Here is a 24,400-nt window from a genome sequence, read left to right on the forward strand (position 1 = left end):
TTATTTTCCCTGCTACACTGATAGTAATTTCCTAAAACTGTAAAAAGGTATGCCAAATTGTACTGTAGCAAAAATTTCACTGCTGCTTTGTACTAAAAATCGGGCAGTGTTGCAAAAATCAACAATCCCGTATTCTTTACTTCATTGAAATTAACTTTACTTATCATTAAAAAAATGTTGCTATGATTGATGAGGGATGTTCTTTTAAGGAATGTGCTTATTAAAACTGCCATAACCCTATTTTGGCATCTGCTTTGTAAATTGTACAGCATAACATAATTATACAAATAAATGAGAACGCTTAAATTAAAAGTAGCCACCCTTGGTATAGCATTAGCTACAGCAGGCATATTAGGCTCAGGATGTAATTCACTTACAAAAACACAAAAAGGGGCTGCCATTGGCGCAGGTGCAGGCGGCACTGTAGGTGCATTTATTGGTAAAGCTGCCGGTAATACTGCTTTAGGTGCTATTATAGGTGGTGCTGTTGGTGGTACTGCTGGTGCTTTTATTGGCCGTAATATGGACAGGCAGGCTGCCGAAATCAAACAAACAGTACCGGGCGCAACAGTAACCCGTGAGGGTGAAGGTATTTTGGTTAAGTTTGATTCAGGTATTTTATTTGATACCAATAAGTCGGATCTGAAACCTGAAGCTCAAACAAACCTGCAAAACCTTGCTGCTTCACTACAAAAAAATCCGGAAACGAATATTAGCATCATTGGGCATACCGATAATACAGGCCCCGACAGTTTCAACCAAACGCTTTCGGTAAAAAGGGCTGATGCTGTAAAATCATATTTAGCTGCGGGCAATGTAGCTTCATCGCGCATGACAGTTACCGGAAAAGGCTCAAGCGAACCAATTGCTGATAACACCACTGCTGATGGCCGTACGAAAAACCGCAGGGTGGAGATCACTATTGTGGCCAATGATAAAATGAAAGAACAGGCTAAGCAAGCTCAATAAGTTAAAGAGCGTAATAAGAACCGATTAATAGTTTATAAAAAAATCCCCGGCCTGCTATAGGCCGGGGATTTTTTTATAAACTATTTTAAGTAAACGATTATTTGGTAACGTATAATACTTCTTTAACCGCTTTGATCACCCTTTCAGGGTTTGGCAGGTATTCCTGGATCAAAGTTGGAGCATAAGGAAGTGGAACGTCGCCACCCATGATACGCAGGATAGGAGCATCAAGATAATCGAAAGCATCTTTTTGTACTTTGAATGCAACCTCGGTAGCAATTGAACCTAAAGGCCAGCTTTCTTCAATAATTACCAAACGGTTTGTTTTCTTTACCGATTCAATAACTGTAGCGTAATCAATAGGGCGTACAGTACGCAGGTCAATAACTTCAGCATGGATGCCTTCTTTTTCAAGTTCGGCAGCAGCAGCAATAACCACTTTCATGATCTTGCCAAAGCTAACCAAAGTAACATCGCTACCTTCTTTAACAACTTTTGCTTTACCCAACGGGATATAATAAGTTTCTTCAGGAACTTCACCTTTATCGCCGTACATTAATTCCGACTCCATGAAAATAACCGGATCCGGATCAAGGATAGCTGATTTTAACAGGCCTTTAGCATCGTAAGGGTTTGATGGAACAACCACTTTTAAGCCAGGGCAGTTAGCATACCAGTTCTCGAAGCACTGGCTGTGCTGAGAGCTAAGCATACCTGCATTACCGGTTGGGCCGCGGAAAACAATTGGCACTGAGAACTGGCCACCGCTCATTGACATCATCTTGGCAGCGCCATTGATGATCTGATCAATAGCTACCAGCGAAAAGTTGAAAGTCATGAACTCGATAACAGGGCGTAAGCCGTTCATCGCCGAGCCAATGCCGATACCGGCAAAGCCCAATTCAGAGATAGGCGTATCTATAACACGTTTTGCGCCAAATTCGTCCAGCATTCCCTGGCTTACTTTGTACGCGCCGTTATATTCGGCAACCTCTTCACCCATCAGGTATATATTCTCGTCGCTGCGCATTTCTTCGACCATGGCCTCTCTTAGCGCTTCTCTGAATTGTATTTCTCTCATTATAGTAAAATGATGTTTTTTTGCGAACGCAAATATAAACACTAATGTGTTAAATGCAATTAACCGTGGTATTGGTTTGATTTTTAATACATATATTTTACATTTTAAATCGAAAAAGACTTAAGTCGGGGTGCTTAAACGGAAAATTAAACGATGAATTATGCAGTAAAAGACAATAAAGTAACATTTGCCGGAAATAACAATGTTGATTTTGAATATCCTGTGGAGGAAATTGTTGAGGCCGGTGATATTTTAATTGTTATATTAAAAATACCAAACGGAGTTTGCGATCGTCGTAATGTTTTTGCATTTGACAAGCTGGGCGATTTTTTGTGGCAGATTAAGGATGTGCCGCTATATTATGAGGGCAAAAATTGCCCTTTTGTCGGGGCATTAATCAATGATCAAAACGAAATGGTTTTATTTAATTGGTGCGATACAGCAGTAATTGTAGATCCCTGTACAGGTGATCTTATCCGGACTTACCAAACCAAATGATCTGATTATATCTTAATCCTGATATTGATCTTATCCAGCAAACCGGTAAGCCATACCATTACAAAGGCAAATACAATACATTTGATAAGGCCCCCGGCGCCCTGGCTCAGGTATTCGGGGTAGCCTATCCTGCTCATTTCATATATAGGATAAAACAGGAAGGGCACTATGTAACAGGTAAAGGTGTTGGTGCCGGCGGGCTCTATCACCTTAAACCAGTTGTATTTGTTTTTGACATCAACCAGGAAAATAAAGAAGGCATATACCACAAGGCTTATCCCGGTACAAATAAGCACCCATGAAGGAGTGTCACGTTCTTTAGAGATACCTCCGCTAAAATAGCGCACTATAAAGCCCAGGTTAAACAGAATGATGGCTATCAGGATCATGGCTACCCATAGCATCTTCATTTCGTTATTGGCTTTAAGGCGCATGTACAACACCGAGATAAATACCCCCGCCATGGTGAACGACTGCATAGCGCCATTGCCAGCTATCCAGATATAGCCCTGTAGCTTGTCTAAAAAATCAAGAAAACCGAAATGAACATCCAGGTTAAAGAACATGAAGAACATCCATGCCGCAAGCTGCACCCACAAATGCCCGTCGGAATAATAATAGATGAGGGCGCAAAGCATGTACGCCCAGCCAATCAAGCCTAAGATCCCCCACCATGTGAAATGTAGCCAGGTATGCCCTGGGTCGCTGGTGCGGTAAAGGACAGCCATCCCGGCCAGTAACAACACGCCGAAGCCTTGCAATAAATAACGCCTGATTGGCGGCGTATCCTTGCTGTAATCTAAAAAAATGAAAAAGAAGCTGAATGTAACGAGGCTTTCCCAAACCGGCTTAGGTAATAGGGTAGTGGCCTCGTTATAGGTTTCCATATTAGCATGAAAAAAACCTATAAAAATTAGCGCAAACGAGCGGCTGACTATACGCGAAAGCAATTTGAAATTATCGCCCTGTTTTAACCTGTTTTGAAATGCGAAGGGGATTGAAAGACCAACGATAAACAAAAATGCAGGGAAAATGGTATCGGCCAAACCCAGCGCATCAACATTTGAGCCCGCGTGTTTTAGCCATGTTGGGGTATTCGGAATGCCATCCAGGTCATTCACAAATATCATCAAAAACATTGTTACAGCGCGGAAAGCATCAATTGAACGTATACGACTCAGAAAATTACTCATTCAGTCATGTAAATGCACATAGCGGCGTAAATGTTTTAATTTAACGGTAATTAAATTGAAACATTACTATTACATGGCTTTTTTTAATCCCTGTCGCGGCTCAGCTTGCTAAATAGAAGCGGATTTTCATTAAGTTCCAGTCCTTCGCGGCGGTTTTTTACGATGTGGATAGCGGTAAATAACGCTTCGCGGAAAGAGATCTCAGAGGCCTGGTTTTTACCTGCTATATCATATGCGGTACCATGATCTGGCGAGGTACGCACAAAGTTTAACCCGGCGGTGAAGTTAACCCCCGATTCAAAAGCTATCTGTTTAAAAGGGATCAGTCCCTGATCATGATACATGGCTAACACGGCATCAAATTGCAGGTAAGTGCCATTGGCAAAAAAGCCATCGGCAGAGTATGGGCCAAATGCCAGGATGTTGTTTGAGCGGGCTTCTTCAATAGCCGGTATAATGATGTCTTTTTCTTCACTACCGATAAGGCCATTATCTCCTGCATGCGGGTTAAGCCCTAATACGGCAATTTTGGGCTTGCGTACCCAAAAATCATTTTGCAGGCTATGGTTCATCAGCTTTAATTTAGCCAATATTTTTTCGGCAGTGATACTTTCGGCAATTTTAGATACCGGGATATGGCCGGTAACTACGCCAACACGTAATGTATCGCTCACCAAAAACATCAGTGATTCGGCAGCGCCATCATATTGCTGTAAATACTCAGTATGTCCCGGAAAGTTGAATTGCTCGCTTTGAATGTTATCCTTATTGATAGGGGCGGTAACCAATGCGTCGATATAACCCTCTTTCAGATCGTATACAGCACGCTCCAATGATTTGAAAGCATATTTGCCACCGGCTTCGGTAACCTGGCCCAACTCTATCTTCACGTCCTCTTCCCAGCAATTGATCATATTAGGTTTGCGGAAATGCGTTTGCGAAGGATCATTGATCACTAAAAAATTAAGCTCATTAACATGGGTTGCACGACGGTGGAATGAAGCTACCTTGGTATGCCCGTAAACAATAGGCGTACAATACTCATAAATTTTGCTATCGGCCAAAGTTTTAATAATTATCTCTAACCCGATACCGTTTACATCGCCAATGCTGATCCCAATTTTTAATTTATCGCTCATTTTTATATGTTGATTTCACCGATTAGTTTGTGATTTCACCCATTAATTGATGATCTTCACTGATTCTAATTGTGATTGTTTATTATTTAAATTTACATCAAATCGGGCGTTAAGCGTTCGGCTTTAGGCCTTTAGCTTTAAGCTTTCATCTCGCAAATAAAAGATTTTAAGCTTACAGTTCCTGATAAAAGCACAAATATGATTTAATTTGCTCAAATATTTGATTAATAATGACATTGGTAAGGGCAAAAAAACATTTAGGGCAACATTTTCTTACTGATAAAAACATAGCAGCGAAGATAGTTGACAGTCTGAGGCCCGAAGGGCGATTTGGCCATGTGCTTGAGGTGGGGCCGGGGATGGGCGTGCTGTCTGATTTCCTGCTGCAAAAAACCGAATATGAAACATCGCTTATAGATATCGATACCGAATCGTATGATTTCCTGAAAAAGAAATATCCGCAATTGGGTACGCGCCTCATTAATGCCGATTTCCTGGAGCTTGATTTTAAAAGCATTTTTCCCGAAAACTTTGCCATCATTGGTAACTTTCCTTATAACATCTCATCTCAGATCCTGTTTAAAGTGCTTGATAACCGCCAGCAGGTAGTTGAGGTAGTGGGCATGTTCCAGAAAGAAGTAGCCGAACGCTGTGCCGCAAAACCGGGCAGCAAGGAGTACGGGATCCTCAGCGTGTTTTTGCAAGCCTATTATAAAGTTGAATATTTGTTCACCGTGAAAGCCGGTGTATTTAACCCGCCGCCAAAAGTACTTTCGGCAGTGATCAGGCTTACACGTAATGATAAGCAAACCCTTGAGTGTGATGAGAAACTGTTTTGGCAAATTGTAAAAGCCGGGTTTAACCAGCGCCGAAAAACCCTCCGCAACGCTATATCATCACTTATTAACAAAGAGAAACTAACCGATGAGCCGATGCTTGACTTACGTGCGGAAAGATTAAGTGTGGAAGACTTTGTAAAGCTTACTAATCTGGTATCAGTGACGAGGTAGGATTCAGTTTTCCTGGGAGTACCGGGTTTAAGTTGGTATGTAAGGGCTCGGTGATTAGATCTATAGATAGGTTTTAGTCTCCAGTAAATTCATATATCTCAACAGATTGCATATTGGAGCTTAATGCAATCACACTATACAATGATCCTCTTTTAGGTATACGATAGTACCATGAATCTGCTTTATTTTGAATATAGGTTGTTTCCTGCGAGTAATATTTATGCTCAAAGTGATATAATTTGAAGATTCGTTTGCCATCGCTTTTATTAACTATAATATGGGCATACCATTGGTAATAGCCATGTCTAACTGATTCTATTTTATAGCGATTGATTTGGGTGTAGGATCTGATTTGATTATCGTCAAACGTAGAATATTCATAATATATATAACTGAGTAGTGATATAAAAAATAAAGCAAAGCAGGTTAACAGGACTTGAATTTTATTCATGTTTAAGGCCAGGTTTAATAGAGCACTAAAATATAAATCGCGATGGAAAAAAATCAGTTTAATTTATGGAAATTGCATGGTATCTACATCTTATCCATAAATTATAAACCATGAAAAAACTTATTACAGTATTAGTAGTAGCGTTCGGTGCATTTAGTGTAATGGCGCAAACTGATAGCACAAATGCTGTCAAAAACCAGCTTAAAGCTGATGCGTCGGATTCGTTATATCGCCATTTGCCCGATGCAAGGGAAAAGCAGCCATTAATTATTGTTGCTCCCAATATCATTACGGGGCTTGGGCATATAAACCCTAACGATATCAGTTCATTAACAGTATTGAAGGATGGGAATGTTCCGGTAAATCTGGCCAACCTGAGCAAGTTTGGTATAATAATGATAACACTTAAAAAAGAGGTGAAGATTGAAACAACCACTTTTAATGATATAAAAAAGAGGTTTAATATAGATGGAAAAACCAGGGTTGCTATTGATGGCTATTTTGTTGATGACGAAAATTTACTCGTTTCAGCTCAGGATATCAACGAAATAAACCTAACCTGGAAAAAGAATAAAGATGCATCATCAGATGTTACGATCAATATATGGATGCTGGCACCTGAAGCCCGCAAAGGCAGTGTTTATAAACCGAACCCCAACGCTAAACCGGGTGAGATTTATATAAGAGGAATGGCATCAAAATAATTTTTTTCGGGATAAAATCTTTTCTTTTGCCGTTCGTCATACTATAATATATGTACGCCTTTATTTTAGCACTGCACTCCCTTATCCGCTGGTTTGTTTTGGCCAGTTTGCTTTTTGCCCTGTACCGCGCTTATGCCGGATGGCTTGGCAATAAAGTTTATTCAAAATTTGACGACCGGGTACGAGTGATCTCCGCCACGATTGCCCATATCCAGTTAACTGTAGGGCTTTGGCTGTATTTTATTAGTCCGATAGCAAATTATTTCATCAGTCATTTTAAAGAAGCGGTGCACGAGCGGCAGATCCGCTTTTTTGGTATGGAGCACGTTACCATGATGCTGATCGGTATTACGCTGATCACCATCGCCTCAGCCAAAGCCAAACGGAAAACAACCGATCAGGAGAAATTTAAAACTATGGCTATCTGGCTAACTATTGCCCTGCTGGTAATATTAAGCTCTATCCCATGGTCATTTTCGCCGTTGATAAGCAGGCCATTGTTCAGGGCGTTTTAAATTTTTGTAGTGGTGGGCGTTTAAATCCGTTGGGCCCTGAAGGCGCAATGACATCTCCACCACGTCATTGCGAGGTACGAAGCAATCCCCGACAGGCAGGTAACGATCCATGTTCCATGGACTTCCATCGTCGCGCTCTTGGCCGCGCGGGGCCAGATACTTTTTTCGCTGTTGTTCATTTTTTAGGTGCTCAAGAGGGCTTCGCCGTTTGTCTTGACACAAAAGTATCCAAAAAGTCAAGTCAGCAGATAGGCTTCTTTGCGCACAAGGCCTTTACCCTGCAAAGCGGTCAGAACCACGGGCTGCAATTATTTTGCCCTGCTCCGCACCCACTCACCCGAGCTTTTGCAAAAACTTGCTATGCCCTTTCCTGCGCTCAAGGCCACCATTGTTCTGCCCGCTTTCGCCCGAAGCTTACCTGCTGACGGGAGCATCCTTCATTTGTTATGTCATGAGTAAGAAAAAGGCATTTTCTTGGCTCTGTATGGCGGTGTTGCTTGTTAAAGAAGATTCTTCGCTATTGCTCAGGATGACAGGTGTTTAATTTCCAAATCAAAGCACCTGGTTAAACTCCAGCCGCTCGCCATCCGGGCCGGTAATGTTGAAATACTTGCAACCATTTTTCCAGAATTGTAAAAACACGGGCTCCGGTTCAAGAATGTTAAAACCAGCCTCTTTAATAGTTTTGAAAGTGAGGTCGATATTATCTACATCAAAAGCCACATGGTCAACATGCCCGTTTGAGCGGGCGCGGATCTCTGCCAGTGAAGCTTCTGGCAGCTGATAAAGTTCCATGATCATAGTGCCGCGCCGCATCATAACACAGGTGCCGGTGCCTCCATTATCGGTAAAGGGGGCCTGCATTACATTGCTAAAGCCCAACCTGCTGTAAAATTGTTGTGATGCTTCCATATTGGTTACCGGGATCCCGATATGTTGTATGCCATTTATTGTTAAATTTATGCTGTTGCTCATGTTGATAATCAGATGTTTATTATTGGTTTGATATATGTTTAAACGTTTAGTGTGGCTAATGGTTGACCGCGCCATTAAGTTAAATATGCGGTAATTATCATCCATCCATCATTTTACACAAGCTTAACACATTTGATGTAAATTGCTGTTAAACTTGCACCAATTAAAAGATATTAATGAAGATCGGAATTGTTTGTTACCCAACCTTTGGCGGAAGCGGGGTTGTTGCCACTGAACTTGGTAAAGCCCTTGCAGACCGTGGTCACCAGGTACATTTTGTAACGTATAACCAGCCCGCGCGGTTGGACCTCTTTTCCGAAAATCTGTTCTACCACGAAGTTTCGGTTTCCAACTACCCGTTGTTTGATTTTCCGCCTTATGAGCTTGCTTTGGCGAGCAGGTTGGTTGATGTTGTTCGGCATGAACAATTGGATGTATTGCATGTGCATTATGCTATACCTCACGCATCAGCGGCGTTTATGGCTAAGCAGATCCTGATGACTTACGGCATTTATATCCCGGTGGTAACTACGCTGCACGGTACAGATATTACATTGGTTGGTAAAGACCGCACCTTTAAACCGGTTGTTACTTTTTCAATCAATCAAAGCGACGGCGTAACGGCCGTATCGCAAAACCTTAAAGACGATACTTATAAGTTTTTTGATATTAAGAAAGACATCCTGGTGATCCCTAACTTTATCGACCTTACCAGGTTCAGCCTTAAACCCAAAGATCACTTTAAGAAAGCCATTGCTCCCTCGGGCGAAAAGATCCTGGTGCATACCTCTAACTTCCGTAAAGTAAAACGTACCGAAGATGTAGTGAAGATATTTGCCAAAGTGATCAAAAAGATCCCATCAAAATTATTGATGGTAGGTGACGGGCCCGAACGCTCCATGTGCGAGCAACTTTGCCGTGATCTGGGCGTTACTGATAACGTGCGCTTTTTAGGCAAACAAGATGCTGTTGAAGAGATCCTTTCTGTATCCGACCTTTTCCTGATGCCATCGCAATCAGAAAGTTTTGGTTTGGCAGCACTTGAAGCTATGGCTTGTAAAGTGCCTGTGATCAGCAGTAATGCAGGTGGTTTGCCCGAATTAAATGTTGACGGATTGACCGGCTTTTTGAAAGAGCCTGGCGATGTGGACGGTATGGCAGAAAAAGCAATATTTATTTTGGAAGATGAAGAACGTTTAGCTAAATTTAAAGAAAATGCACTGGCGCGCGCCAAGGAGTTTGAATTAGCCAGCATTTTGCCTAAATACGAAAACTTTTACCTTGAGGTAATTGAGCAAAGTAAAGCAAAGGTTGTTTAACCAACAGTTGTAATAAACCTGATACAATTCAAGAAATATTCTTTAAAAGTTAAATTTTATCGATTTCGTTAATTAATTTAGTTTTTCACTCCTAAAAGTTAAAACTTATGGCAAAGCACACACTAAAAAGCGGACAACTCCTTAAGTACATCGGAAAAAAATGGAAGAACCTTCATATAGGTCATCCGTTAAAATTTATGGGGTACGATGAGAATAGTTTCGCCGACATCTGGGTGGAATACCAGGGTAAATTAATGCTTCTGGCTCTTAAGGATGTGGAAACATTAAGCATTGCTTGAGTAGAATAACTTGAGCCGGTCTGTTAAACCGACCAGGAAAAGATAGCCTTACTATGCATACGTGCTAAGTAAGGCTATTTTGCTGTAGATAACTTTTAAAAGGAGGCACCTACGGAGCCAATACATTTGCTCCATTTCTCTACAAACATGGTACTCCTACGGATTTTTTGCAGATGTCTCGTCCTAAAAAAGTATAGAGATTTTGAGATAATCCTGTTATGTATTTACAGTATAAGTGTATGCGGTTTCAAACTCCGTAGGAGTAACATGTTTATAGCTTAAGCAATTGAGAGATATTTGGCTCCGTAGGCGCCTCCTGTCTGTACTTTGTTTAAAGCGACACTCCCGTGTTTTATTTTTAACAAAAGAAACCTATCTTAGTATTCACAAAAAGGAAATGGTGTCTTCCTACTTAACCGCCCTAAAAAGCTGATGGCGCCTACAGATAATTAATTCACAGGTTTTGCCCTGTGCTAATTTTTTGTGGGTAAATAAATATCAGCACTATGAATAACCAGCTTTTCTCTTCTCAACATTTCGCAATCCTTAAAAACGCCCTCCGGTGGACGGTCATTGTCATTCCTATTGCCGCTGTTATAGGCAGCGCGGTAGCTTTGTTTCTATGGCTGCTGAGTTGGGCCATCCATTTTCGGTTTGCTCATAACTGGTTGTTGTATTTGCTGCCACTGGCGGGTATAGCGATATTTTTCATTTATAAACTTTTTGGCGGCTCGGCAGAGAAGGGAAATAATTTAATTATTGAAGAAATTCATAATCCCGGTGGCGGCGTTCCTAAACGCATGGCACCGCTGGTGCTGATTACTACTATAATTACGCATTTGTTTGGCGGTTCGGCCGGGCGCGAAGGTACAGCCGTACAGATGGGCGGTAGTTTAGCTCAAATGATAGGCAAATGGCTTAAACTCAATGAAGCCGATACGCAAACCCTGCTTACCGCAGGCATAGCGGCAGGGTTCGGTGCGGTATTCGGCACGCCGTTAACAGGGGCCGTTTTTGCTATGGAAGTGTTAACCATTGGCCGGGTGCAATATAATGCCCTGCTGCCTTGTCTTATTGCCGGTATTGTTGGTGATGTTACGGTGGCGGCCTGGGGCGTTCATCATACCCCTTACCATATCGATATTATCCCGGTTATTCCGCACTGGTTTTCGGGCTATGTTTCAACTGACCTGTTACTAATCATCAAAACGATAGTAGCTTCTATCGCATTCGGGTTGGCGAGTTATCTGTTTGCAAAAATGGTACATGGAATTAAAAGCTTTTTTACTAAATATGTAAAAACACCCTGGCTTATCCCTTTCATTGGTGGACTTGTCATCATTGCGCTTACTTTTATTAATGGTAAGCCCGATTATTTAAGTTTAGGGGTAGATGCTGAGCACGTGGGCGCTGTTACTATTCCATCTGCTTTTCATGCCGGCGGTGCCGATACCTGGAGCTGGCTCTGGAAAACCATTTACACTACTGTAACGCTTGGTACAGGTTTTAAAGGCGGCGAGGTAACGCCGCTGTTTTATATTGGCGCTACTTTAGGTAACACTTTATCCGGCTTGCTCGATGCGCCTGTAAGTTTATTTGCAGCATTAGGTTTTATAGCCGTTTTTGCAGGAGCAACCAATACGCCGCTGGCCTGCACCTTTATGGGAATAGAGCTTTTTGGAGGCGAGCATGCTTTGCTATTTGCCGTGGCCTGTTTTACCGCTTATCTTTTCAGTGGGCATACAGGCATATATGGTTCGCAAAGAATTGGCGTGACCAAGCTAAGTGATGACATAACTGATGATGAAACTCTTTCGGAAGCAATGAAAAGACGCGGATATTTATACCACAAACTGGCAAAATATAGTTTCCGGAAAGGGAACAGTTAAAGCTTTATTTAGTGGCTGTAACTACAATGTAAGGTGACAGCAACTTTGATTCAACCGGGATAATTTTGGTGAAAACTTTGCCGGCTACCCAAACCAGTTTGGTGATGGCTTTAGCCAATGCCGGTTTATTGGCCTTATCTTCGAGCCAAACCGAAAACTTGCCGTAATAATATGCTTCAATATTTTTAAGTCCAAGTTCTTTACAATAGCCTGCCAGTAATGCAGGGTTCATGCTATTGATATTGTGTTTTTCGTAGTTATTAAGGTCATAGTTGCGTTGTACCCAGCCGTTAACACCGGTGAAATTAGGCAGGGTGATGAACAGTGTACCGCCCGGTTTAAGGAAGGAGAGGTGTTTTTCGATAATACCTTGGGTATCATTAAAATGCTCTATCAATCCGCATGAAAGTACCAGGTCATATTCGGTTTCGGGTTCATATTTGAACAGGTCGCCTTCAATAACTGCGATGTCTTTATCATTAAGCTGGTTGGCATCCAGTACTTCCTTCAAAACTTTAGGGTGTACGTAGAAATCAAACAGGGTGGTTTTTAATCCGAAATACTTCTTCAGAAAAATTGCAAAATACCCAGGGAAACCGCCCAGCTCAATAGCCGAAGCCGGTTTGTTGGTATCCGTAATGTTTTTTAGCAGTTTATGAAAAGTATAATTAGCCGGCACATTAAAAGCCAGGTCTTTTTTTGATTCCCAGTAACCGGCCCAAAATGCCTTGTCGGTGAGTTCGTTGCTCATGGGTGCAAAGGAAAGATAATTCGGCAATAGTTCAAAACCCTGTTATTTTGTTGAATGAGATTTCCCCGAAGGAGTCCGGAAAGCTTCCGAAGTGTAAAAAGCATGCCTCTTCTCTGCAAACCTCATCAATCTGCCTTATCTTTAACACCAAAAAATTAATGAAGTTAATTGTTTCCGACCATAAAACCGGCGGCGATCTGTTACTGATCAGCGGGGAAGAAAATTTTGACCGCTTTTTTTATACCCGCGATAAAGCAAAGAAGTACTTTACCATCGCCTGGAACACCGGTGCAAGCCAGATTATCAATATAGATGGTGCAGATCATGAATTTAATAGCAACACGCTGCTGCCGCTCATGTTCGACCAGACCTTTACCTTCGAAAGATCTTCAGACATCATTGCCTGGCAGTTTAACCGGGAGTTCTATTGCCTGATTGATCATGATACCGAGGTTAGCTGTGTCGGTTTCCTTTTTGGCATGGGCAATTTGCTGTTCATTCCCCTGGATGATCCCAACCAATCGAAGCTTAAAGTATTGCTTGATATCTTTACCCAGGAGCTACATATTAAAGATAATATTCAGAATGATATGCTGATCATGTTGTTAAAGCGGCTGATCATCATGGTAACACAGATGGCCCGCACTGAATATATCCCCGCAGAAAATAACCAGGATCAAAAACTGGATATCTTCCGGAAATTTAACCTGTTGGTTGAAATGAATTTCAAAAGCGAGCATTCGGTCAACTTTTATGCTGGATTGATGAATAAATCGCCCAAAACACTATCAAATATTTTCTCACTTTATAACGACAAAACACCACAGCAGGTGATCCAGTCGCGTATTATTGTTGAAGCCAGGAGGTTGCTCAGCTACACTACCAAGTCGGTTAAGCAAATTACTTATGAACTGGGTTTTGAAGATCCTGCCTATTTCTGCAATTTTTTCAAACGCCATACCAAACAGTCGCCAGCTGAATTCAGAAACGAAAAACTACAGCCTGTACTGGCATAATAAAAGCCTTTTTAGTGTAAGCCGGTAAATTATTTACCGGCTTTTTTCATTTTTAGCAGGCTTGCTGGATGATTCGGGAAGAAATTACAATCTTTCGGGAACTGGCAACATTTCCCACCTGCCGCAATTGGGGCACTTTTGTATTGTTAAATCAAACACAACATTTAAAAACAAACAATATGAAAACTCCAACATTAAAAAGCAGTATCAAAGCAGGTTTGCTTAGTCTTGCATTAGCTTTTGCTACAGTCTTAACTTTTATTTCTTCAGCACAGGCACAGGCTGTTAAAAATGTAGTATTGGTTCACGGCGCATTTGCTGATGGATCGGGCTATAAAGCTTTATATACTGAACTTACCAAAAAAGGATACAACGTTACTGTGGTGCAAAACCCATTATCTTCTTTAGAAGACGATGTTAAAGCCGTAACTGTCGCACTCGATAAACAAGACGGCCCTGCGATATTAGTAGGCCACTCATGGGGTGGTACAGTAATCACCGAAGCAGGTAATCACCCGAAGGTAGCGGCCCTCGTTTATATAGCCGCGTTTCAGCCAGACAAAGGCGAAACAACCATTCAGTGGTTACAAACTGCCCCTCCTGCTCCTGAAAACGGCGTGTTAGCACCAGATGATAAAGGCATTGTTTATTATGATAAAGCTAAATTCCATGCTGGTTTTTGTGCCGATATCAGCAAAGAAGAAGCTGATTTCATGTACGCTTCACAGGGTACTTTCTATGCAAAAGGATTTGGTACTCCGATCACTAACGCCGCCTGGAAAACTAAACCGGCTTACGGCATAGTAGCTACTGAAGATAAAAGTATAAACCCCGATATTGAGCGTGCTATGTACAAACGTTCAAATACAACAATAACCGAAATAAAAGGAAGCCACGTAGTTTTCATATCGCAACCTAAAGCTGTTGCCGCTGTAATTATCAAAGCCGCGGAAAATGCTTCTGTAAAAAAATAAACTTAACAACGTTTTCCAGATCACTAATAGCCGTATGTTTTATAACATGCGGCTATTTTATTTTTAAGTTGCGGTAGACGGTTCTCAGTTTGCAACTACAGGCTTGTTCTATATTTGCCATTTATACTGCAAACTGCTACTGCCTACTGTAAACTCTTAAAACTATATCCCTCCTTACTCCAAGCCTCCAATGCTCTCGGCAGTACATATTCCAGCCGCTTAAAAGCCTTGATGCTATCATGAAATACCACCATTGATCCGGCTTCGGTATGTTTGAGTACACCTTTTAAGCAATCTTCGGGTTGAAGGGCTATGTCAAAATCGCCGCTGAGCACATCCCACATGAAAATGTTCAGATCAGGTTTGGCCGTTTTTAGTGCACGGATCTGTGCTCTTTTGATCCTGCCGTAAGGCGGGCGAAACAGCGGTGTGTTTAGTAGTTTATCGGCTTCTAAAAAATTATCAAGGTAAGTCTGCGTATCGGTTTTCCAGCCTTTAAGATGATTGAACGTGTGATTACCTATGGCATGACCGCCGGCTTTTACCTGTTCAAAAATATCGGGGTGTTTGCGTACATTGTCGCCAATACAAAAAAAGGTGGCTTTGGCATTATATTGTTTTAAAATATTTAATACAGCCGGTGTAACAATTGGTATAGGGCCGTCGTCAAAAGTGAGATAAATGCAACGGGTAGTTGAGTTTATATCCCATGTGAGTTGGGGGTAAAGCTTTTTCAGCAGCCAGGGAGTTTTAACCAGGTACATACAGATGAAGTAGTTTGTGTTTTATCCCTATTAACAACATTTAACAAAAATAAACACTGCAATGTAATGAACAGTTGCTTACCATTGTATAGAAAAACCTTATGAAACTAAAATTATTACTATCAGTTAAAGCAACGCTCATTTGCACAATTATATTTTCGGTATGTGGCTTTAATGCCGGCGCGCAGGAAGTAATAGGCTTGCAAAAAGCGGTAGACCTCGCCCTTGAACGCAACCTTACCATTAAACAGGCCGAGTTTACGGCTGCCGTCACTAACGAAGACCTTAAACAGTCGAAATATAACCAACTGCCCAATTTAGCAGTAAGTCCGCAGGGTTCATTTAATTTCGGCCGTAATATCGACCCTTCAACTAACCAGTTTAGCAATCAGCGTATTTTGGCGGTTAACGGTAACTTTACCTCGCAGGTAACCCTGTTTCAGGGCGGGCAGTTGCGTAATACGGTTATCCAGAATAAGATTTTGCTTGATGCCGATAGAACTAACGTAGCCAAAGTAAAGAACGATTTGATATTGAATGTGGTTACTACCTATCTGCTGGTATTAACCAACCAGGACCTGGTAACCGCTGCACAGCAACAAATTGATGTATCAAAAATAGCTTTAGACCGGGCGCAGAAAAATTTTGACGTAGGTAACCAAACCCTTGCCGATCTGTCGCAAGCAAAAGCCCAGCTATCAACCAACGATCTGAACTATACCAATGCCGAAAATCAACTGGAGCAATCACTATTGACCCTAAAGCAATACATGGAAATGGATCCCGGTACCGATATTAAAGTTGAAAGGCCGGATATTAGTAAGTTGAACAATGTAAAAACAATATATGAAGCACAGGAAGTTGTTAAAACCGCCCTTGCTGTAAACCCCGATGTGTTATTGGCCGAACAGCGTCAGAAAGCTGCGGCGCAGGGTGTTAAAATAGCAAGAGGTAATTATTATCCATCTGTAGTGTTGTTTGGTGCTGCCGGCTCATATTTTTCTGATGCTAAGAATACGCCTTTTGGTGCTACACCAACCGGTAGGTTTGATACTTTGGGTTTTGTACAAAACTCACAGCAGGCAGTTGTGGTGCCTGGTTACAAAGTAAGCTATAAAAGCAATCCGTTCTTCAGGCAGCTGAGCGATAACTTTAACCAATCGGTAGGGGTAAGCTTGCAAATCCCTATTTTCAACAGGTTCCTTTCGCGTACTGCTGTAAGGAAAGCAAAACTGCAAAACCAAAACGCGGAGGTGACGGCGCAACTGGCACGCAATAACCTGAGCAAGATCATTTACCAGGCCGTGTGGGATTTGCAGGCTGCAGACAAGCGTTATTCGTCTGCAACGCAAACCTACAATGCCAATAAGGATGCTTTTAATATTATACAACAACGTTACACCGTAGGTTTGGTTAACTCGCTTGATTACAATACGTCATTAACCAATCTCAATAAATCGCAGTTTGATATGATAGAGGCACAATACCAAGTGATTTTCAGGAGCAAAGTCATTGACTATTATTTAGGTAACCCTATAACACTTTAATAAAATCTTAACCGTAAAATATCCAAATTCACCGTCATGGGAAAAACTACTAAATATATTCTGATAGGTCTTGGCGTACTGATTGTCCTGCTGATCATTGCCAAAGCAACGGGCATGATAGGCAAGCCCGCGCTAACCCAGGTAGCTACTGAAAAAGCCGAAACCCGCGAAATAAACGAAACAGTATCGGCAAGCGGAAAGATCAAACCTCATGTTGAGGTTAAGATAAGCCCCGAGGTATCGGGTGAGGTGGTTGAGCTACCAATTAAAGAGGGCGATGTTGTTAAAAAAGGCCAGCTGCTTTGTAAGATCAGGCCCGACATTTTAAAGTCAGGTTATGACCGTGCAATTGCATCATACAATACCCAAAAAGCCAGTGTGGGAAACTCAAGCCAGATGCTTAAACAAGCCGAAGCTACTTACGCTAACCAGGCCGGTATTTACAAACGCAGTAAAGAACTTTTTGATAAAAAGGTATTAACCATTTCAGAATTTGAAAATGCCAAAGCCTCTTATGAAGGCGCTAAAGCTTCTCTTGAGGCTGCCAAACAAAATGTTGTAGGGTCACAATACGGTTTGGCCCAGTCGCAGGCTTCGGTTAAAGAAGCGCAGGATAACCTTGCAAAAACTACCATTTATTCACCTGTTGATGGCGTAGTTTCAAAATTATCTGTTCAAAAGGGCGAGCGCGTTTTGGGTACCCAGCAGTTTGCCGGTACCGAGATCATGACCATCTCCGACCTAAGCAAAATGGATGTTAACGTTGATGTGAATGAAAACGATATCAACAGGATCTCTCTTGGCGATTCGTCAAAAATTGAGGTGGATGCGTTTTTAGGTAAGAAATTTACAGGGGTGGTGACTGAAATAGGCAGCTCGGCAAACGTAGTAGGTACATCTGCTGATCAGGTAACTAACTTCACCGTAAAAGTGAGGATCAATGCCGAATCATACGTTGCCCTTTTAAAGAAAACTGCGGATAACCCGTCACCGTTCCGCCCGGGATTGACAGCTACTGTTGATATCAGTACCAACTCGGCTAAAGCTTTATCGGTGCCAATTCAATCGGTAACTACCCGTGAGGAAAAGAAAGAAAATAATGGTCCGCCGAAAGCTGATGATGATAAAAGCAAACCGCAAATAAGCCCGGTTGCTAAAGAATATGTATTTGTGCTTAACGCAGGTAAGCTGAAACAAGTACAGGTGACTACCGGTATTCAGAATGATAGCTATATCCAGATCTTATCGGGCCTTAAAGGAGGAGAAGAAGTTGTATCAGCTCCATATTCGGCCATCTCAAAAACACTCAGCGATGGACAGGCGGTTGAAAAAGTAGATAAATCGAAACTGTTTAATGCAGATAATAATAAGTAATTGATATGCAGATGTGCAGATGAGAAATTAAATTTTTTAGCGCCCGGCGAAAGCCGGGCGTTTTTGTTATAACTACCGTGGGTTTAACGATAGCGTAACCCGTGACGGAAAAGGTATCTGTCGTAAATCAGGCCCAGGGATTAATGACTTTTAGTCCTTTGATTTGATCAAAATCTTTAACATTCCTTGTAACAAGTGTAAGTTCATGAACTAATGCTGTGGCAGCAATTATTGCATCAGGAAGTTTTATGCGATTTGTTTTACGGATTTCAGCAGTCTTAAGCTTTATCGCTTTTTCAAGCTCGAAGATAGTTACATCATTAATGAAATTAGCCAGTAGTTGGAGATCGGCATCAGAAGTTGTTTTCCAGCAAAGTAATTCAATCTCGGTAATTGCCGAGATTGTTGGAAGGCTTTCTGCTAATAAGCCCTCAATAAACTTTTCTGTTACAGGAGGAAATTGTTTTTGCAGGAAATAGATTGCTGTATTACTATCCCAAAGATAAGTTATTCCCATCCGTCTCTCAATTCTTTTAATTGGGCGTCAACTTCGGGTAACGGCTGTTTAGTCATTGCTCCCTTATATTTAGCAATCCAATTTTTATTATTGGAGTATTCCTTAGTTTCGGTATGTACCCGGATCAATTGAAGAAGTTCCATGTCTTCCAGAAGCTTCATGGCCTTTTCGTTTATAATGTCTACGGTTACTGTTGTCATGTTTCAAATCGCTGTTATACAAATTTAATCAATTCTCATCTTAATTCCTGCATCTAAAAGTCATGCGGCTATTGTGCATAATATTTCATTAATTTGCTTAGCCGATTAAAACCTGGCACATAGATTTTCTATTATTTATTGATGGATAAAAAATTAAACAAGATCACAGTTGTTGGCGGGGGGAGCTGGGCTACGGCCAATATCAAAATGCTTATCGACAACACTACCGAAAAAGAAATTTTTTGGTGGATGCGTAGTGCTGAAGCTGTGGAACATCTGCAAAAGTTTGCACACAACCCGCATTATCTGAGCTCGGTTGAGATCAAACTTCCCGAACAAAATATATCTACCGATCTGAAACCGCTTATTGCGGCTGCCGATATTGTATTGCTTAATGTACCAGCGGCGTTTTTAAAAGAAGCGTTAAAAGATATTACGGCTGCCGACCTGAAAGGGAAGAAAATAGTATCGGCCATCAAAGGCATAGTGCCCGACGAAAACCTGATAATTGCCGAATTTCTTCATCAAAAATACGGTATATCGTTTGATGATTTCATGGTGATCAGCGGGCCTTGCCATGCTGAGGAGGTAGCGCTCGAAAAATTATCATACCTCACCATAGCGTCCGGTGATACCGAACTGGCTTCGGAATTTGCAGGCATGATCAATACCCGGTATATCAAAACCAATATTTCTGACGATATCTACGGTACGGAATATGGCGCTGTATTAAAGAATGTTTATGCAATAGCCAGCGGCATTTGCCATGGTGTAGGTTATGGCGATAACTTTCAGGCGGTGCTAATATCAAACGCCATTCGCGAATTGGAACGTTTTGTGGCCGCTGTGCACCCTATTGACAGGGATATCAAGGAATCGGCCTACCTGGGCGATCTGCTGGTTACCGCTTATTCGCAGTTTAGCCGTAACCGTACGTTTGGTAATATGATAGGCAAAGGATATACGGTAACATCGGCGCAGCTGGAGATGAATATGGTTGCAGAAGGATACTATGCAGTAAATTGCCTACACGAGGTTAACAAGCAATATGGGGTAAACATTCCTATTTGCGAGGCTGTTTATGCTATTTTATATCAAAAACGCTCACCTGTGATAGAAATGAGAAATTTGGCCGAAAAATTGAGTTGATTTTAGTAAAAGAAACTTAATTACTGTCACTTATGAAAAATCTATTTAAAATAGCCTTGTTTGCTGCCGGCACATTTATGGTTAGTCCGGGTTTTGCCCAAACCCATAAAGATTCAACCCTTGGAGGTAAGATCAGCAAAACCACAAAAAAAATAGGCCATAAAACATCCGAAATTGCAGCCAAAGGCGCAGCTACAGTAGCTGATAAAAAATACGCCGGCAAAGCTGGCCCTAATGGCGAAACAATTTACATCGATAAATACTCGCATTATTTTTATGTAGATAAGAAAGGGCACCGCGTTTACTTAAAAAAATCTCAACTGGTTGATAAACCGGCTCAATAAAAAATAACAACAAAGGCATAAGCCGTTCCAAAAAATCCTGATCCGTCATGAAAAAGTTTGCTCCGATATTTGCTGCATTTGCAGGCATGTTATTGATATATTCTTGTTCTCAGCCCCCTGCCGCTAATAAAAAGCTGGAAGGTAACTGGAAATCAAAAGATGGTTCAACCAAGCTTTCAATAACGGATAAAGATTTTATTATGGATGATGGGCAGGCGAGTAAAGAGGATTATTTTGTGAAAAAAGATACTATTTACACCTCATACCAGGGGAGCAGGCCTTATACCAAGTTTTGTATTAAGGAGCTTACAGATAATAAGCTAACACTTTGCTATCCCGATTCGGATATTGTTGAATTTAGCCGTTAAACAACAAAAGCCTTTATTCCCGTATGCAGCGGTTAAAAGGCTTTGTTAACAAAACTAAACTAAAACTAATGCTTACTAAAGGAAGCTCATGAAAACCACCACATGCTTTGCACATGGTGGTTTTTTTTATGATGGATGATTAAAATCTCCTTCTGCGTTCAGGGCGATCTTCACGGGGTTTGCCGGAAAAATCACGGAAACCGCCACCACCACTGTGTTCGCGCTTTTCGCTGCCACGGTAGCCACCGCCTTCCCGACGCTCACCACCACGGTAGCCGCCGCCTTCCCGACGTTCACCGCCACGGTAACCACCGCCGCCTTCGCGACGCTCGCCACCACGGTAACCGCCTTCACGACGTTCGCCGCCACCACGGTTATCACTGGTACCTTCGCCTGAGATCTCTATCCTTACAGGACGACCTTTATGTTCGGCTTCTTTAAAGCTGGCCATCACTTTATCAACGTCCTCGTTCTGGACTTCGAAGAAAGAGTACACACCTTTAACATCGATCTTACCTACGGTACGACCGCTGATTTTGGTTGTGTTGCAAATGTAACCCAGCAAATCCCCACGGTTAAATTCATCAACCGAACCCAGGTTTATAAATAAACGGGTAAAGTTGCCACGTACGCCATTACCGCGTTCGCCACGATCTTCAAACCTGTTACGGCCTTCTTCAACGCTGGCATTCAGGTCGGGAGCATTTTTGTAATAATCAAGGAAACGGTTAAACTCAATTGAAGCAAAGCGTTTAATGAAATCTTCCTTTGTGAAATCTTTAAATTCCTCGTAAATACGTGGTAAGTATTGATCGATCTGCTCTTCGTTTACAGTTACGTTGTGTACTTTGTGAACGATAGAGAATAATTGTTTTTCGCAAACGTCAAAACCTGTTGGGATCTCAGCTTTTACAAACTTTTTACCGATAACACGCTCAATCTGGCGGATCTTACCTAATTCTTTAGCGTTTACGATAGAGATTGATACACCTGTTTTACCTGCACGGGCTGTACGACCGCTACGGTGGGTGTAATTTTCAATTTCATCAGGTAATGAATAGTTAATAACGTGTGTTACGTCGTTAACGTCGATACCACGGGCGGCAACGTCAGTAGCAATTAACAATTGCAGGCTGCGCTCACGGTAGCGTTTCATTACTTTATCGCGTTGTTGCTGTGAAAGGTCACCGTGCAATGAATCGGCATTGTAGCCGTCTTTGATCAGTGATTCAGCAATTTCCTGAGTTTCAATCTTGGTGCGGCAAAATACGATACCAAAAATATCAGGGTTAAAGTCAACGATGCGTTTAAATGCGGCATACTTGTCACGGGCACGTACTATGTAGTACTCATGCTCGATATTGGCATTGCCGGTGTTTTTTGCGCCCATAGTAAGCTCAAACGGGTTGTCCATGTACTTTTTGGCAATCCGCCTAACTTCTGCAGGCATTGTGGCCGAGAATAGCCAGGTTTTTTTCTCTTCGGGTGTGGTAGATAAGATACTATCAATGTCTTCCTGAAAGCCCATATTGAGCATTTCGTCAGCCTCATCCAATACTACATACTTCACAGCCGAAAAGTCGATAGCCTTACGGTTTATGATATCAAGCATACGTCCCGGTGTAGCTACTACGATCTGTACGCCGCGTTTGATCTGGCGTAATTGATCCATAATGCTTGCACCTCCATAAACGGCAACAACGTGTACGTTGTTCATTTTTTTGGAGTAATTCTTGATGTCGTTCGCGATCTGTAAACAAAGTTCGCGTGTTGGGCATAAGACAAGTGCCTGTGGATGATTTTCTTCGAAATCAAGCAGTTCCAACAGTGGTAGGCCAAAGGCAGCAGTTTTTCCGGTCCCGGTTTGGGCTAATCCGACAAAATCGTTGCTGCCTGTTAACAATACCGGGATTGACTGCTCCTGGATTGGTGTAGGATTTTCAAATCCTAACTCAGAGATGGCATTAACAATATCATGACGGATTCCCAGTTCAATAAATGGGTTGTTCATGAATTAAAATAACGAATTTGGCAACATCGCCAAATCGGGCGCAAAGATAGTGTTAATGTTTTACAATTCCAATAGGTAAGTTGGGACAGATTGAAGTTTAGCTGTATTATTGTAAATAAATCACTAATTGGCTGAAAAAAAACCAGTTAATTAATGATTTCATAATATGGATTGCCTTTTTTGCCAATTTTTAAGGCCTGTTTCTTTGAAAGGAATGCCTTTAGTAAAGGTGGAGAATAGGGATTTTCAATTGCTTTTTACATTCGGATCGCAAAAAGCAACTTAGTCTTTAGCCCAAAGTCATAAGTATAGAAAAGAGAAAAGCCGGACTTACAACTTCCGGCTTAGTACTATCAACTTAACAGTAATCTGGGCTTACCTCAATCTATCAGCTGATTTTACCAGCTTCTCATCTTTTTTAATGCTTTTTTGCGCAAAGATGATCAGTATGATGCTTAATGAGGTCAGGAACAGGCCAATCCCCATAGAGTGGGTATCAAGTGTGATGTTGCCAGCGGCGCCTTTAACAGTTTGCGCCATCCAAAAGCTGTAGCCAATAAGCACAAGCATAGCACTGTAGCAAAAAGCTATTTGCTGCTTACGGTTTTTGTATAGAAAAATGATGACCAACGGCACAAGGGCTACAATAGCAGTTATAGCCGTAAGGGCTACAAATGATTCGGTGTGTTGTTGTACGCCATTTACATCCTGATAAATACCGGTAACCATAATGCTGGATGGTTTATCATTAATATAAACGTTGTGGGCAAGCGGAAAAAAGAAAAGGGCGAACAGCACGAGGCTGGCAAACAAAAGGTAAATGCTTTGGATGCGTTGAAGCATGATATTTAATTATTATATGGGCAAATATAATTGTTTTGCTTATAGTATGTAGCTGATTTGTTGCAGCCCTGAAATACTATGACCAAATTATGAACCCGGCATAGTCGGCAGATTATTAACTTTGCCTTCGTGAGCATCAATCAGCGTTATTTTATTGAACTGGCCTACAACGGTACCGCCTATCATGGCTGGCAGGTGCAGCAAAATGCCGTAAGTGTACAGGAACTGTTAAACAAGGCCTTGAGCACCATACTGCGCCAGCCTATAGAAACAACTGGCTGCGGTCGCACAGATACAGGCGTACACGCCAAAGAGTTCTTTGCGCATTTTGATGCCCCCCTACCCCCTGAAGGGGGAGTAAGCGCATTAGAAGGCACCCCCTTCAGGGGGCGGGGGGGGCTCAACGCCCTGTTACCACCAGACATCGCCATAAAAAATGTTATCCCTGTACATGCCGATGCTCACGCCCGGTTTGACGCTACGTCACGCTCTTATCAATA

Annotated in this window: 25 protein-coding genes, 1 pseudogene and 1 riboswitch; of the genes and pseudogenes, 16 read left to right on the forward strand and 10 right to left on the reverse strand. The window is 41.8% G+C overall.

The features are described from left to right. Positions 1 to 291 precede the first annotated feature (291 nt). Positions 292 to 969 (forward strand): OmpA family protein, encoded by a 678-nt coding sequence (locus tag VF500_RS28220; RefSeq protein ID WP_330862853.1) that lies wholly within the window; start codon positions 292 to 294, stop codon positions 967 to 969. A 97-nt stretch (positions 970 to 1,066) separates the two neighbouring features. Here the strand turns inward: VF500_RS28220 and VF500_RS28225 are convergent, their stop codons facing one another. Beyond that, positions 1,067 to 2,050, reverse strand: coding sequence for a pyruvate dehydrogenase complex E1 component subunit beta (locus tag VF500_RS28225; RefSeq protein WP_121233488.1), 984 nt, complete (start codon positions 2,048 to 2,050; stop codon positions 1,067 to 1,069). Positions 2,051 to 2,203: 153 nt separating this feature from the next. On the opposite strand from VF500_RS28225, the gene VF500_RS28230 reads away from it, so the two are divergent. Beyond that, positions 2,204 to 2,548 carry a hypothetical protein gene (locus VF500_RS28230; RefSeq protein WP_330862854.1) on the forward strand — a complete coding sequence of 115 codons (345 nt, stop codon included), beginning with the start codon at positions 2,204 to 2,206 and terminating at the stop codon, positions 2,546 to 2,548. Between the two features lie 5 nt (positions 2,549 to 2,553). Here the strand turns inward: VF500_RS28230 and VF500_RS28235 are convergent, their stop codons facing one another. Together VF500_RS28235 and pdxA are read right to left on the reverse strand one after the other, a co-directional pair. Further along, positions 2,554 to 3,741 (reverse strand): DUF5009 domain-containing protein, encoded by a 1,188-nt coding sequence (locus VF500_RS28235; protein WP_330862855.1) that lies wholly within the window; start codon positions 3,739 to 3,741, stop codon positions 2,554 to 2,556. Positions 3,742 to 3,824: 83 nt separating this feature from the next. Beyond that, positions 3,825 to 4,880: a 4-hydroxythreonine-4-phosphate dehydrogenase PdxA gene (pdxA, locus tag VF500_RS28240; protein ID WP_330862856.1), complete on the reverse strand. Its 1,056-nt coding sequence runs from the start codon at positions 4,878 to 4,880 to the stop codon at positions 3,825 to 3,827. A gap of 230 nt (positions 4,881 to 5,110) precedes the next feature. Between pdxA and rsmA the strand changes: the two genes are divergently transcribed. The 3 genes from rsmA to VF500_RS28255 all read left to right on the forward strand — a co-directional run bounded on the left by rsmA (position 5,111) and on the right by VF500_RS28255 (position 7,560). Further along, on the forward strand, positions 5,111 to 5,890 hold the full coding sequence (gene rsmA, locus VF500_RS28245; RefSeq protein ID WP_330862857.1) for a 16S rRNA (adenine(1518)-N(6)/adenine(1519)-N(6))-dimethyltransferase RsmA: 780 nt from the start codon (positions 5,111 to 5,113) through the stop codon (positions 5,888 to 5,890). 561 nt (positions 5,891 to 6,451) lie between these two features. Beyond that, positions 6,452 to 7,045 (forward strand): hypothetical protein, encoded by a 594-nt coding sequence (locus VF500_RS28250; RefSeq protein ID WP_330862858.1) that lies wholly within the window; start codon positions 6,452 to 6,454, stop codon positions 7,043 to 7,045. Between the two features lie 50 nt (positions 7,046 to 7,095). After that, complete coding sequence (locus VF500_RS28255; RefSeq protein WP_330862859.1) at positions 7,096 to 7,560, forward strand: hypothetical protein; 465 nt, start codon at positions 7,096 to 7,098, stop codon at positions 7,558 to 7,560. 552 nt (positions 7,561 to 8,112) lie between these two features. Here VF500_RS28255 and VF500_RS28260 read toward each other — a convergent pair. Next, positions 8,113 to 8,535, reverse strand: coding sequence for a VOC family protein (locus VF500_RS28260; RefSeq protein WP_330862860.1), 423 nt, complete (start codon positions 8,533 to 8,535; stop codon positions 8,113 to 8,115). 176 nt (positions 8,536 to 8,711) lie between these two features. Between VF500_RS28260 and bshA the strand changes: the two genes are divergently transcribed. From bshA to VF500_RS28275, 3 genes are all read left to right on the forward strand, one after another. Further along, positions 8,712 to 9,854: an N-acetyl-alpha-D-glucosaminyl L-malate synthase BshA gene (bshA, locus tag VF500_RS28265; protein WP_330862861.1), complete on the forward strand. Its 1,143-nt coding sequence runs from the start codon at positions 8,712 to 8,714 to the stop codon at positions 9,852 to 9,854. A 107-nt stretch (positions 9,855 to 9,961) separates the two neighbouring features. Beyond that, positions 9,962 to 10,153 (forward strand): hypothetical protein, encoded by a 192-nt coding sequence (locus VF500_RS28270; protein ID WP_091215242.1) that lies wholly within the window; start codon positions 9,962 to 9,964, stop codon positions 10,151 to 10,153. 384 nt (positions 10,154 to 10,537) lie between these two features. Next, positions 10,538 to 10,602: riboswitch (Fluoride riboswitch) on the forward strand. Positions 10,603 to 10,659: 57 nt separating this feature from the next. Then, a complete protein-coding gene (locus tag VF500_RS28275; RefSeq protein ID WP_330862862.1) occupies positions 10,660 to 12,042 on the forward strand; it encodes a voltage-gated chloride channel family protein in 1,383 nt (460 codons plus the stop codon). A 4-nt stretch (positions 12,043 to 12,046) separates the two neighbouring features. On the opposite strand, the gene VF500_RS28280 is transcribed toward VF500_RS28275, so the two are convergent. Next, positions 12,047 to 12,793, reverse strand: a complete 747-nt coding sequence (locus tag VF500_RS28280) for a class I SAM-dependent methyltransferase (protein ID WP_330862863.1) — start codon at positions 12,791 to 12,793, stop codon at positions 12,047 to 12,049. Between the two features lie 158 nt (positions 12,794 to 12,951). Here VF500_RS28280 and VF500_RS28285 point away from each other — a divergent pair, with 158 nt between their 5' ends. Together VF500_RS28285 and VF500_RS28290 are read left to right on the forward strand one after the other, a co-directional pair. Beyond that, positions 12,952 to 13,809, forward strand: coding sequence for a helix-turn-helix domain-containing protein (locus VF500_RS28285; RefSeq protein ID WP_330862864.1), 858 nt, complete (start codon positions 12,952 to 12,954; stop codon positions 13,807 to 13,809). A 179-nt stretch (positions 13,810 to 13,988) separates the two neighbouring features. Further along, complete coding sequence (locus VF500_RS28290; protein ID WP_330862865.1) at positions 13,989 to 14,783, forward strand: alpha/beta hydrolase; 795 nt, start codon at positions 13,989 to 13,991, stop codon at positions 14,781 to 14,783. 143 nt (positions 14,784 to 14,926) lie between these two features. Here VF500_RS28290 and VF500_RS28295 read toward each other — a convergent pair whose 3' ends face one another. Beyond that, positions 14,927 to 15,547: a polysaccharide deacetylase family protein gene (locus tag VF500_RS28295; protein WP_330862866.1), complete on the reverse strand. Its 621-nt coding sequence runs from the start codon at positions 15,545 to 15,547 to the stop codon at positions 14,927 to 14,929. A gap of 101 nt (positions 15,548 to 15,648) precedes the next feature. Between VF500_RS28295 and VF500_RS28300 the strand changes: the two genes are divergently transcribed. Both VF500_RS28300 and VF500_RS28305 read left to right on the forward strand, forming a co-directional pair. Then, entirely contained in the window at positions 15,649 to 17,094 is a 1,446-nt protein-coding gene (locus VF500_RS28300; RefSeq protein WP_330862867.1) for a TolC family protein, read from the forward strand. Positions 17,095 to 17,130: 36 nt separating this feature from the next. Further along, on the forward strand, positions 17,131 to 18,468 hold the full coding sequence (locus VF500_RS28305; RefSeq protein WP_330862868.1) for an efflux RND transporter periplasmic adaptor subunit: 1,338 nt from the start codon (positions 17,131 to 17,133) through the stop codon (positions 18,466 to 18,468). A 127-nt stretch (positions 18,469 to 18,595) separates the two neighbouring features. Here VF500_RS28305 and VF500_RS28310 read toward each other — a convergent pair whose 3' ends face one another. Together VF500_RS28310 and VF500_RS28315 are read right to left on the reverse strand one after the other, a co-directional pair. Continuing rightward, entirely contained in the window at positions 18,596 to 18,985 is a 390-nt protein-coding gene (locus VF500_RS28310) for a type II toxin-antitoxin system VapC family toxin (protein WP_330862869.1), read from the reverse strand. Beyond that, the gene (locus VF500_RS28315) at positions 18,976 to 19,185 is read right to left on the reverse strand and encodes a hypothetical protein (RefSeq protein WP_121233341.1); all 210 of its coding nucleotides are present in this window, start codon (positions 19,183 to 19,185) and stop codon (positions 18,976 to 18,978) included. The genes VF500_RS28310 and VF500_RS28315 overlap by 10 nt, the downstream gene beginning before the upstream one ends. Positions 19,186 to 19,326: 141 nt before the next feature. On the opposite strand from VF500_RS28315, the gene VF500_RS28320 reads away from it, so the two are divergent. From VF500_RS28320 to VF500_RS28330, 3 genes are read left to right on the forward strand one after another with little or no spacing between them, the layout of a single operon-like run. After that, a complete protein-coding gene (locus tag VF500_RS28320; protein WP_330862870.1) occupies positions 19,327 to 20,334 on the forward strand; it encodes an NAD(P)H-dependent glycerol-3-phosphate dehydrogenase in 1,008 nt (335 codons plus the stop codon). A gap of 32 nt (positions 20,335 to 20,366) precedes the next feature. Next, positions 20,367 to 20,678 (forward strand): hypothetical protein, encoded by a 312-nt coding sequence (locus tag VF500_RS28325; RefSeq protein WP_330862871.1) that lies wholly within the window; start codon positions 20,367 to 20,369, stop codon positions 20,676 to 20,678. Positions 20,679 to 20,725: 47 nt separating this feature from the next. Beyond that, positions 20,726 to 21,046: a hypothetical protein gene (locus VF500_RS28330; RefSeq protein ID WP_121233339.1), complete on the forward strand. Its 321-nt coding sequence runs from the start codon at positions 20,726 to 20,728 to the stop codon at positions 21,044 to 21,046. Between the two features lie 139 nt (positions 21,047 to 21,185). Here VF500_RS28330 and VF500_RS28335 read toward each other — a convergent pair whose 3' ends face one another. Together VF500_RS28335 and VF500_RS28340 are read right to left on the reverse strand one after the other, a co-directional pair. Continuing rightward, complete coding sequence (locus tag VF500_RS28335; protein WP_330862872.1) at positions 21,186 to 23,057, reverse strand: DEAD/DEAH box helicase; 1,872 nt, start codon at positions 23,055 to 23,057, stop codon at positions 21,186 to 21,188. Positions 23,058 to 23,432: 375 nt separating this feature from the next. Further along, on the reverse strand, positions 23,433 to 23,900 hold the full coding sequence (locus VF500_RS28340) for a DUF4293 domain-containing protein (RefSeq protein WP_330862873.1): 468 nt from the start codon (positions 23,898 to 23,900) through the stop codon (positions 23,433 to 23,435). Between the two features lie 129 nt (positions 23,901 to 24,029). Here VF500_RS28340 and VF500_RS28345 point away from each other — a divergent pair. Continuing rightward, positions 24,030 to 24,400 (forward strand): annotated as a pseudogene (locus VF500_RS28345) (tRNA pseudouridine(38-40) synthase TruA); the annotation flags it as partial.

The organism is Mucilaginibacter sp. (assembly GCF_036383575.1).
Taxonomy (GTDB): Bacteria; Bacteroidota; Bacteroidia; order Sphingobacteriales; family Sphingobacteriaceae; genus Mucilaginibacter.

Excerpts from the sequence above, each read along its gene's own strand:
- VF500_RS28310 (WP_330862869.1), bottom strand. The coding sequence starts at position 18,985 with ATGGGAATAACTTATCTTTGGGATAGTAATACAGCAATCTATTTCCTG.
- VF500_RS28235 (WP_330862855.1), bottom strand. The coding sequence starts at position 3,741 with ATGAGTAATTTTCTGAGTCGTATACGTTCAATTGATGCTTTCCGCGCT.
- pdxA (WP_330862856.1), bottom strand. The coding sequence starts at position 4,880 with ATGAGCGATAAATTAAAAATTGGGATCAGCATTGGCGATGTAAACGGT.
- VF500_RS28300 (WP_330862867.1), top strand. The coding sequence starts at position 15,649 with ATGAAACTAAAATTATTACTATCAGTTAAAGCAACGCTCATTTGCACA.
- bshA (WP_330862861.1), top strand. The coding sequence starts at position 8,712 with ATGAAGATCGGAATTGTTTGTTACCCAACCTTTGGCGGAAGCGGGGTT.
- VF500_RS28275 (WP_330862862.1), top strand. The coding sequence starts at position 10,660 with ATGAATAACCAGCTTTTCTCTTCTCAACATTTCGCAATCCTTAAAAAC.
- VF500_RS28255 (WP_330862859.1), top strand. The coding sequence starts at position 7,096 with ATGTACGCCTTTATTTTAGCACTGCACTCCCTTATCCGCTGGTTTGTT.
- VF500_RS28325 (WP_330862871.1), top strand. The coding sequence starts at position 20,367 with ATGAAAAATCTATTTAAAATAGCCTTGTTTGCTGCCGGCACATTTATG.
- VF500_RS28250 (WP_330862858.1), top strand. The coding sequence starts at position 6,452 with ATGAAAAAACTTATTACAGTATTAGTAGTAGCGTTCGGTGCATTTAGT.
- VF500_RS28335 (WP_330862872.1), bottom strand. The coding sequence starts at position 23,057 with ATGAACAACCCATTTATTGAACTGGGAATCCGTCATGATATTGTTAAT.
- VF500_RS28225 (WP_121233488.1), bottom strand. The coding sequence starts at position 2,050 with ATGAGAGAAATACAATTCAGAGAAGCGCTAAGAGAGGCCATGGTCGAA.
- VF500_RS28230 (WP_330862854.1), top strand. The coding sequence starts at position 2,204 with ATGAATTATGCAGTAAAAGACAATAAAGTAACATTTGCCGGAAATAAC.
- VF500_RS28330 (WP_121233339.1), top strand. The coding sequence starts at position 20,726 with ATGAAAAAGTTTGCTCCGATATTTGCTGCATTTGCAGGCATGTTATTG.
- VF500_RS28295 (WP_330862866.1), bottom strand. The coding sequence starts at position 15,547 with ATGTACCTGGTTAAAACTCCCTGGCTGCTGAAAAAGCTTTACCCCCAA.
- VF500_RS28285 (WP_330862864.1), top strand. The coding sequence starts at position 12,952 with ATGAAGTTAATTGTTTCCGACCATAAAACCGGCGGCGATCTGTTACTG.
- VF500_RS28320 (WP_330862870.1), top strand. The coding sequence starts at position 19,327 with ATGGATAAAAAATTAAACAAGATCACAGTTGTTGGCGGGGGGAGCTGG.
- rsmA (WP_330862857.1), top strand. The coding sequence starts at position 5,111 with ATGACATTGGTAAGGGCAAAAAAACATTTAGGGCAACATTTTCTTACT.
- VF500_RS28280 (WP_330862863.1), bottom strand. The coding sequence starts at position 12,793 with ATGAGCAACGAACTCACCGACAAGGCATTTTGGGCCGGTTACTGGGAA.
- VF500_RS28340 (WP_330862873.1), bottom strand. The coding sequence starts at position 23,900 with ATGCTTCAACGCATCCAAAGCATTTACCTTTTGTTTGCCAGCCTCGTG.
- VF500_RS28260 (WP_330862860.1), bottom strand. The coding sequence starts at position 8,535 with ATGAGCAACAGCATAAATTTAACAATAAATGGCATACAACATATCGGG.
- VF500_RS28270 (WP_091215242.1), top strand. The coding sequence starts at position 9,962 with ATGGCAAAGCACACACTAAAAAGCGGACAACTCCTTAAGTACATCGGA.
- VF500_RS28220 (WP_330862853.1), top strand. The coding sequence starts at position 292 with ATGAGAACGCTTAAATTAAAAGTAGCCACCCTTGGTATAGCATTAGCT.
- VF500_RS28290 (WP_330862865.1), top strand. The coding sequence starts at position 13,989 with ATGAAAACTCCAACATTAAAAAGCAGTATCAAAGCAGGTTTGCTTAGT.
- VF500_RS28315 (WP_121233341.1), bottom strand. The coding sequence starts at position 19,185 with ATGACAACAGTAACCGTAGACATTATAAACGAAAAGGCCATGAAGCTT.
- VF500_RS28305 (WP_330862868.1), top strand. The coding sequence starts at position 17,131 with ATGGGAAAAACTACTAAATATATTCTGATAGGTCTTGGCGTACTGATT.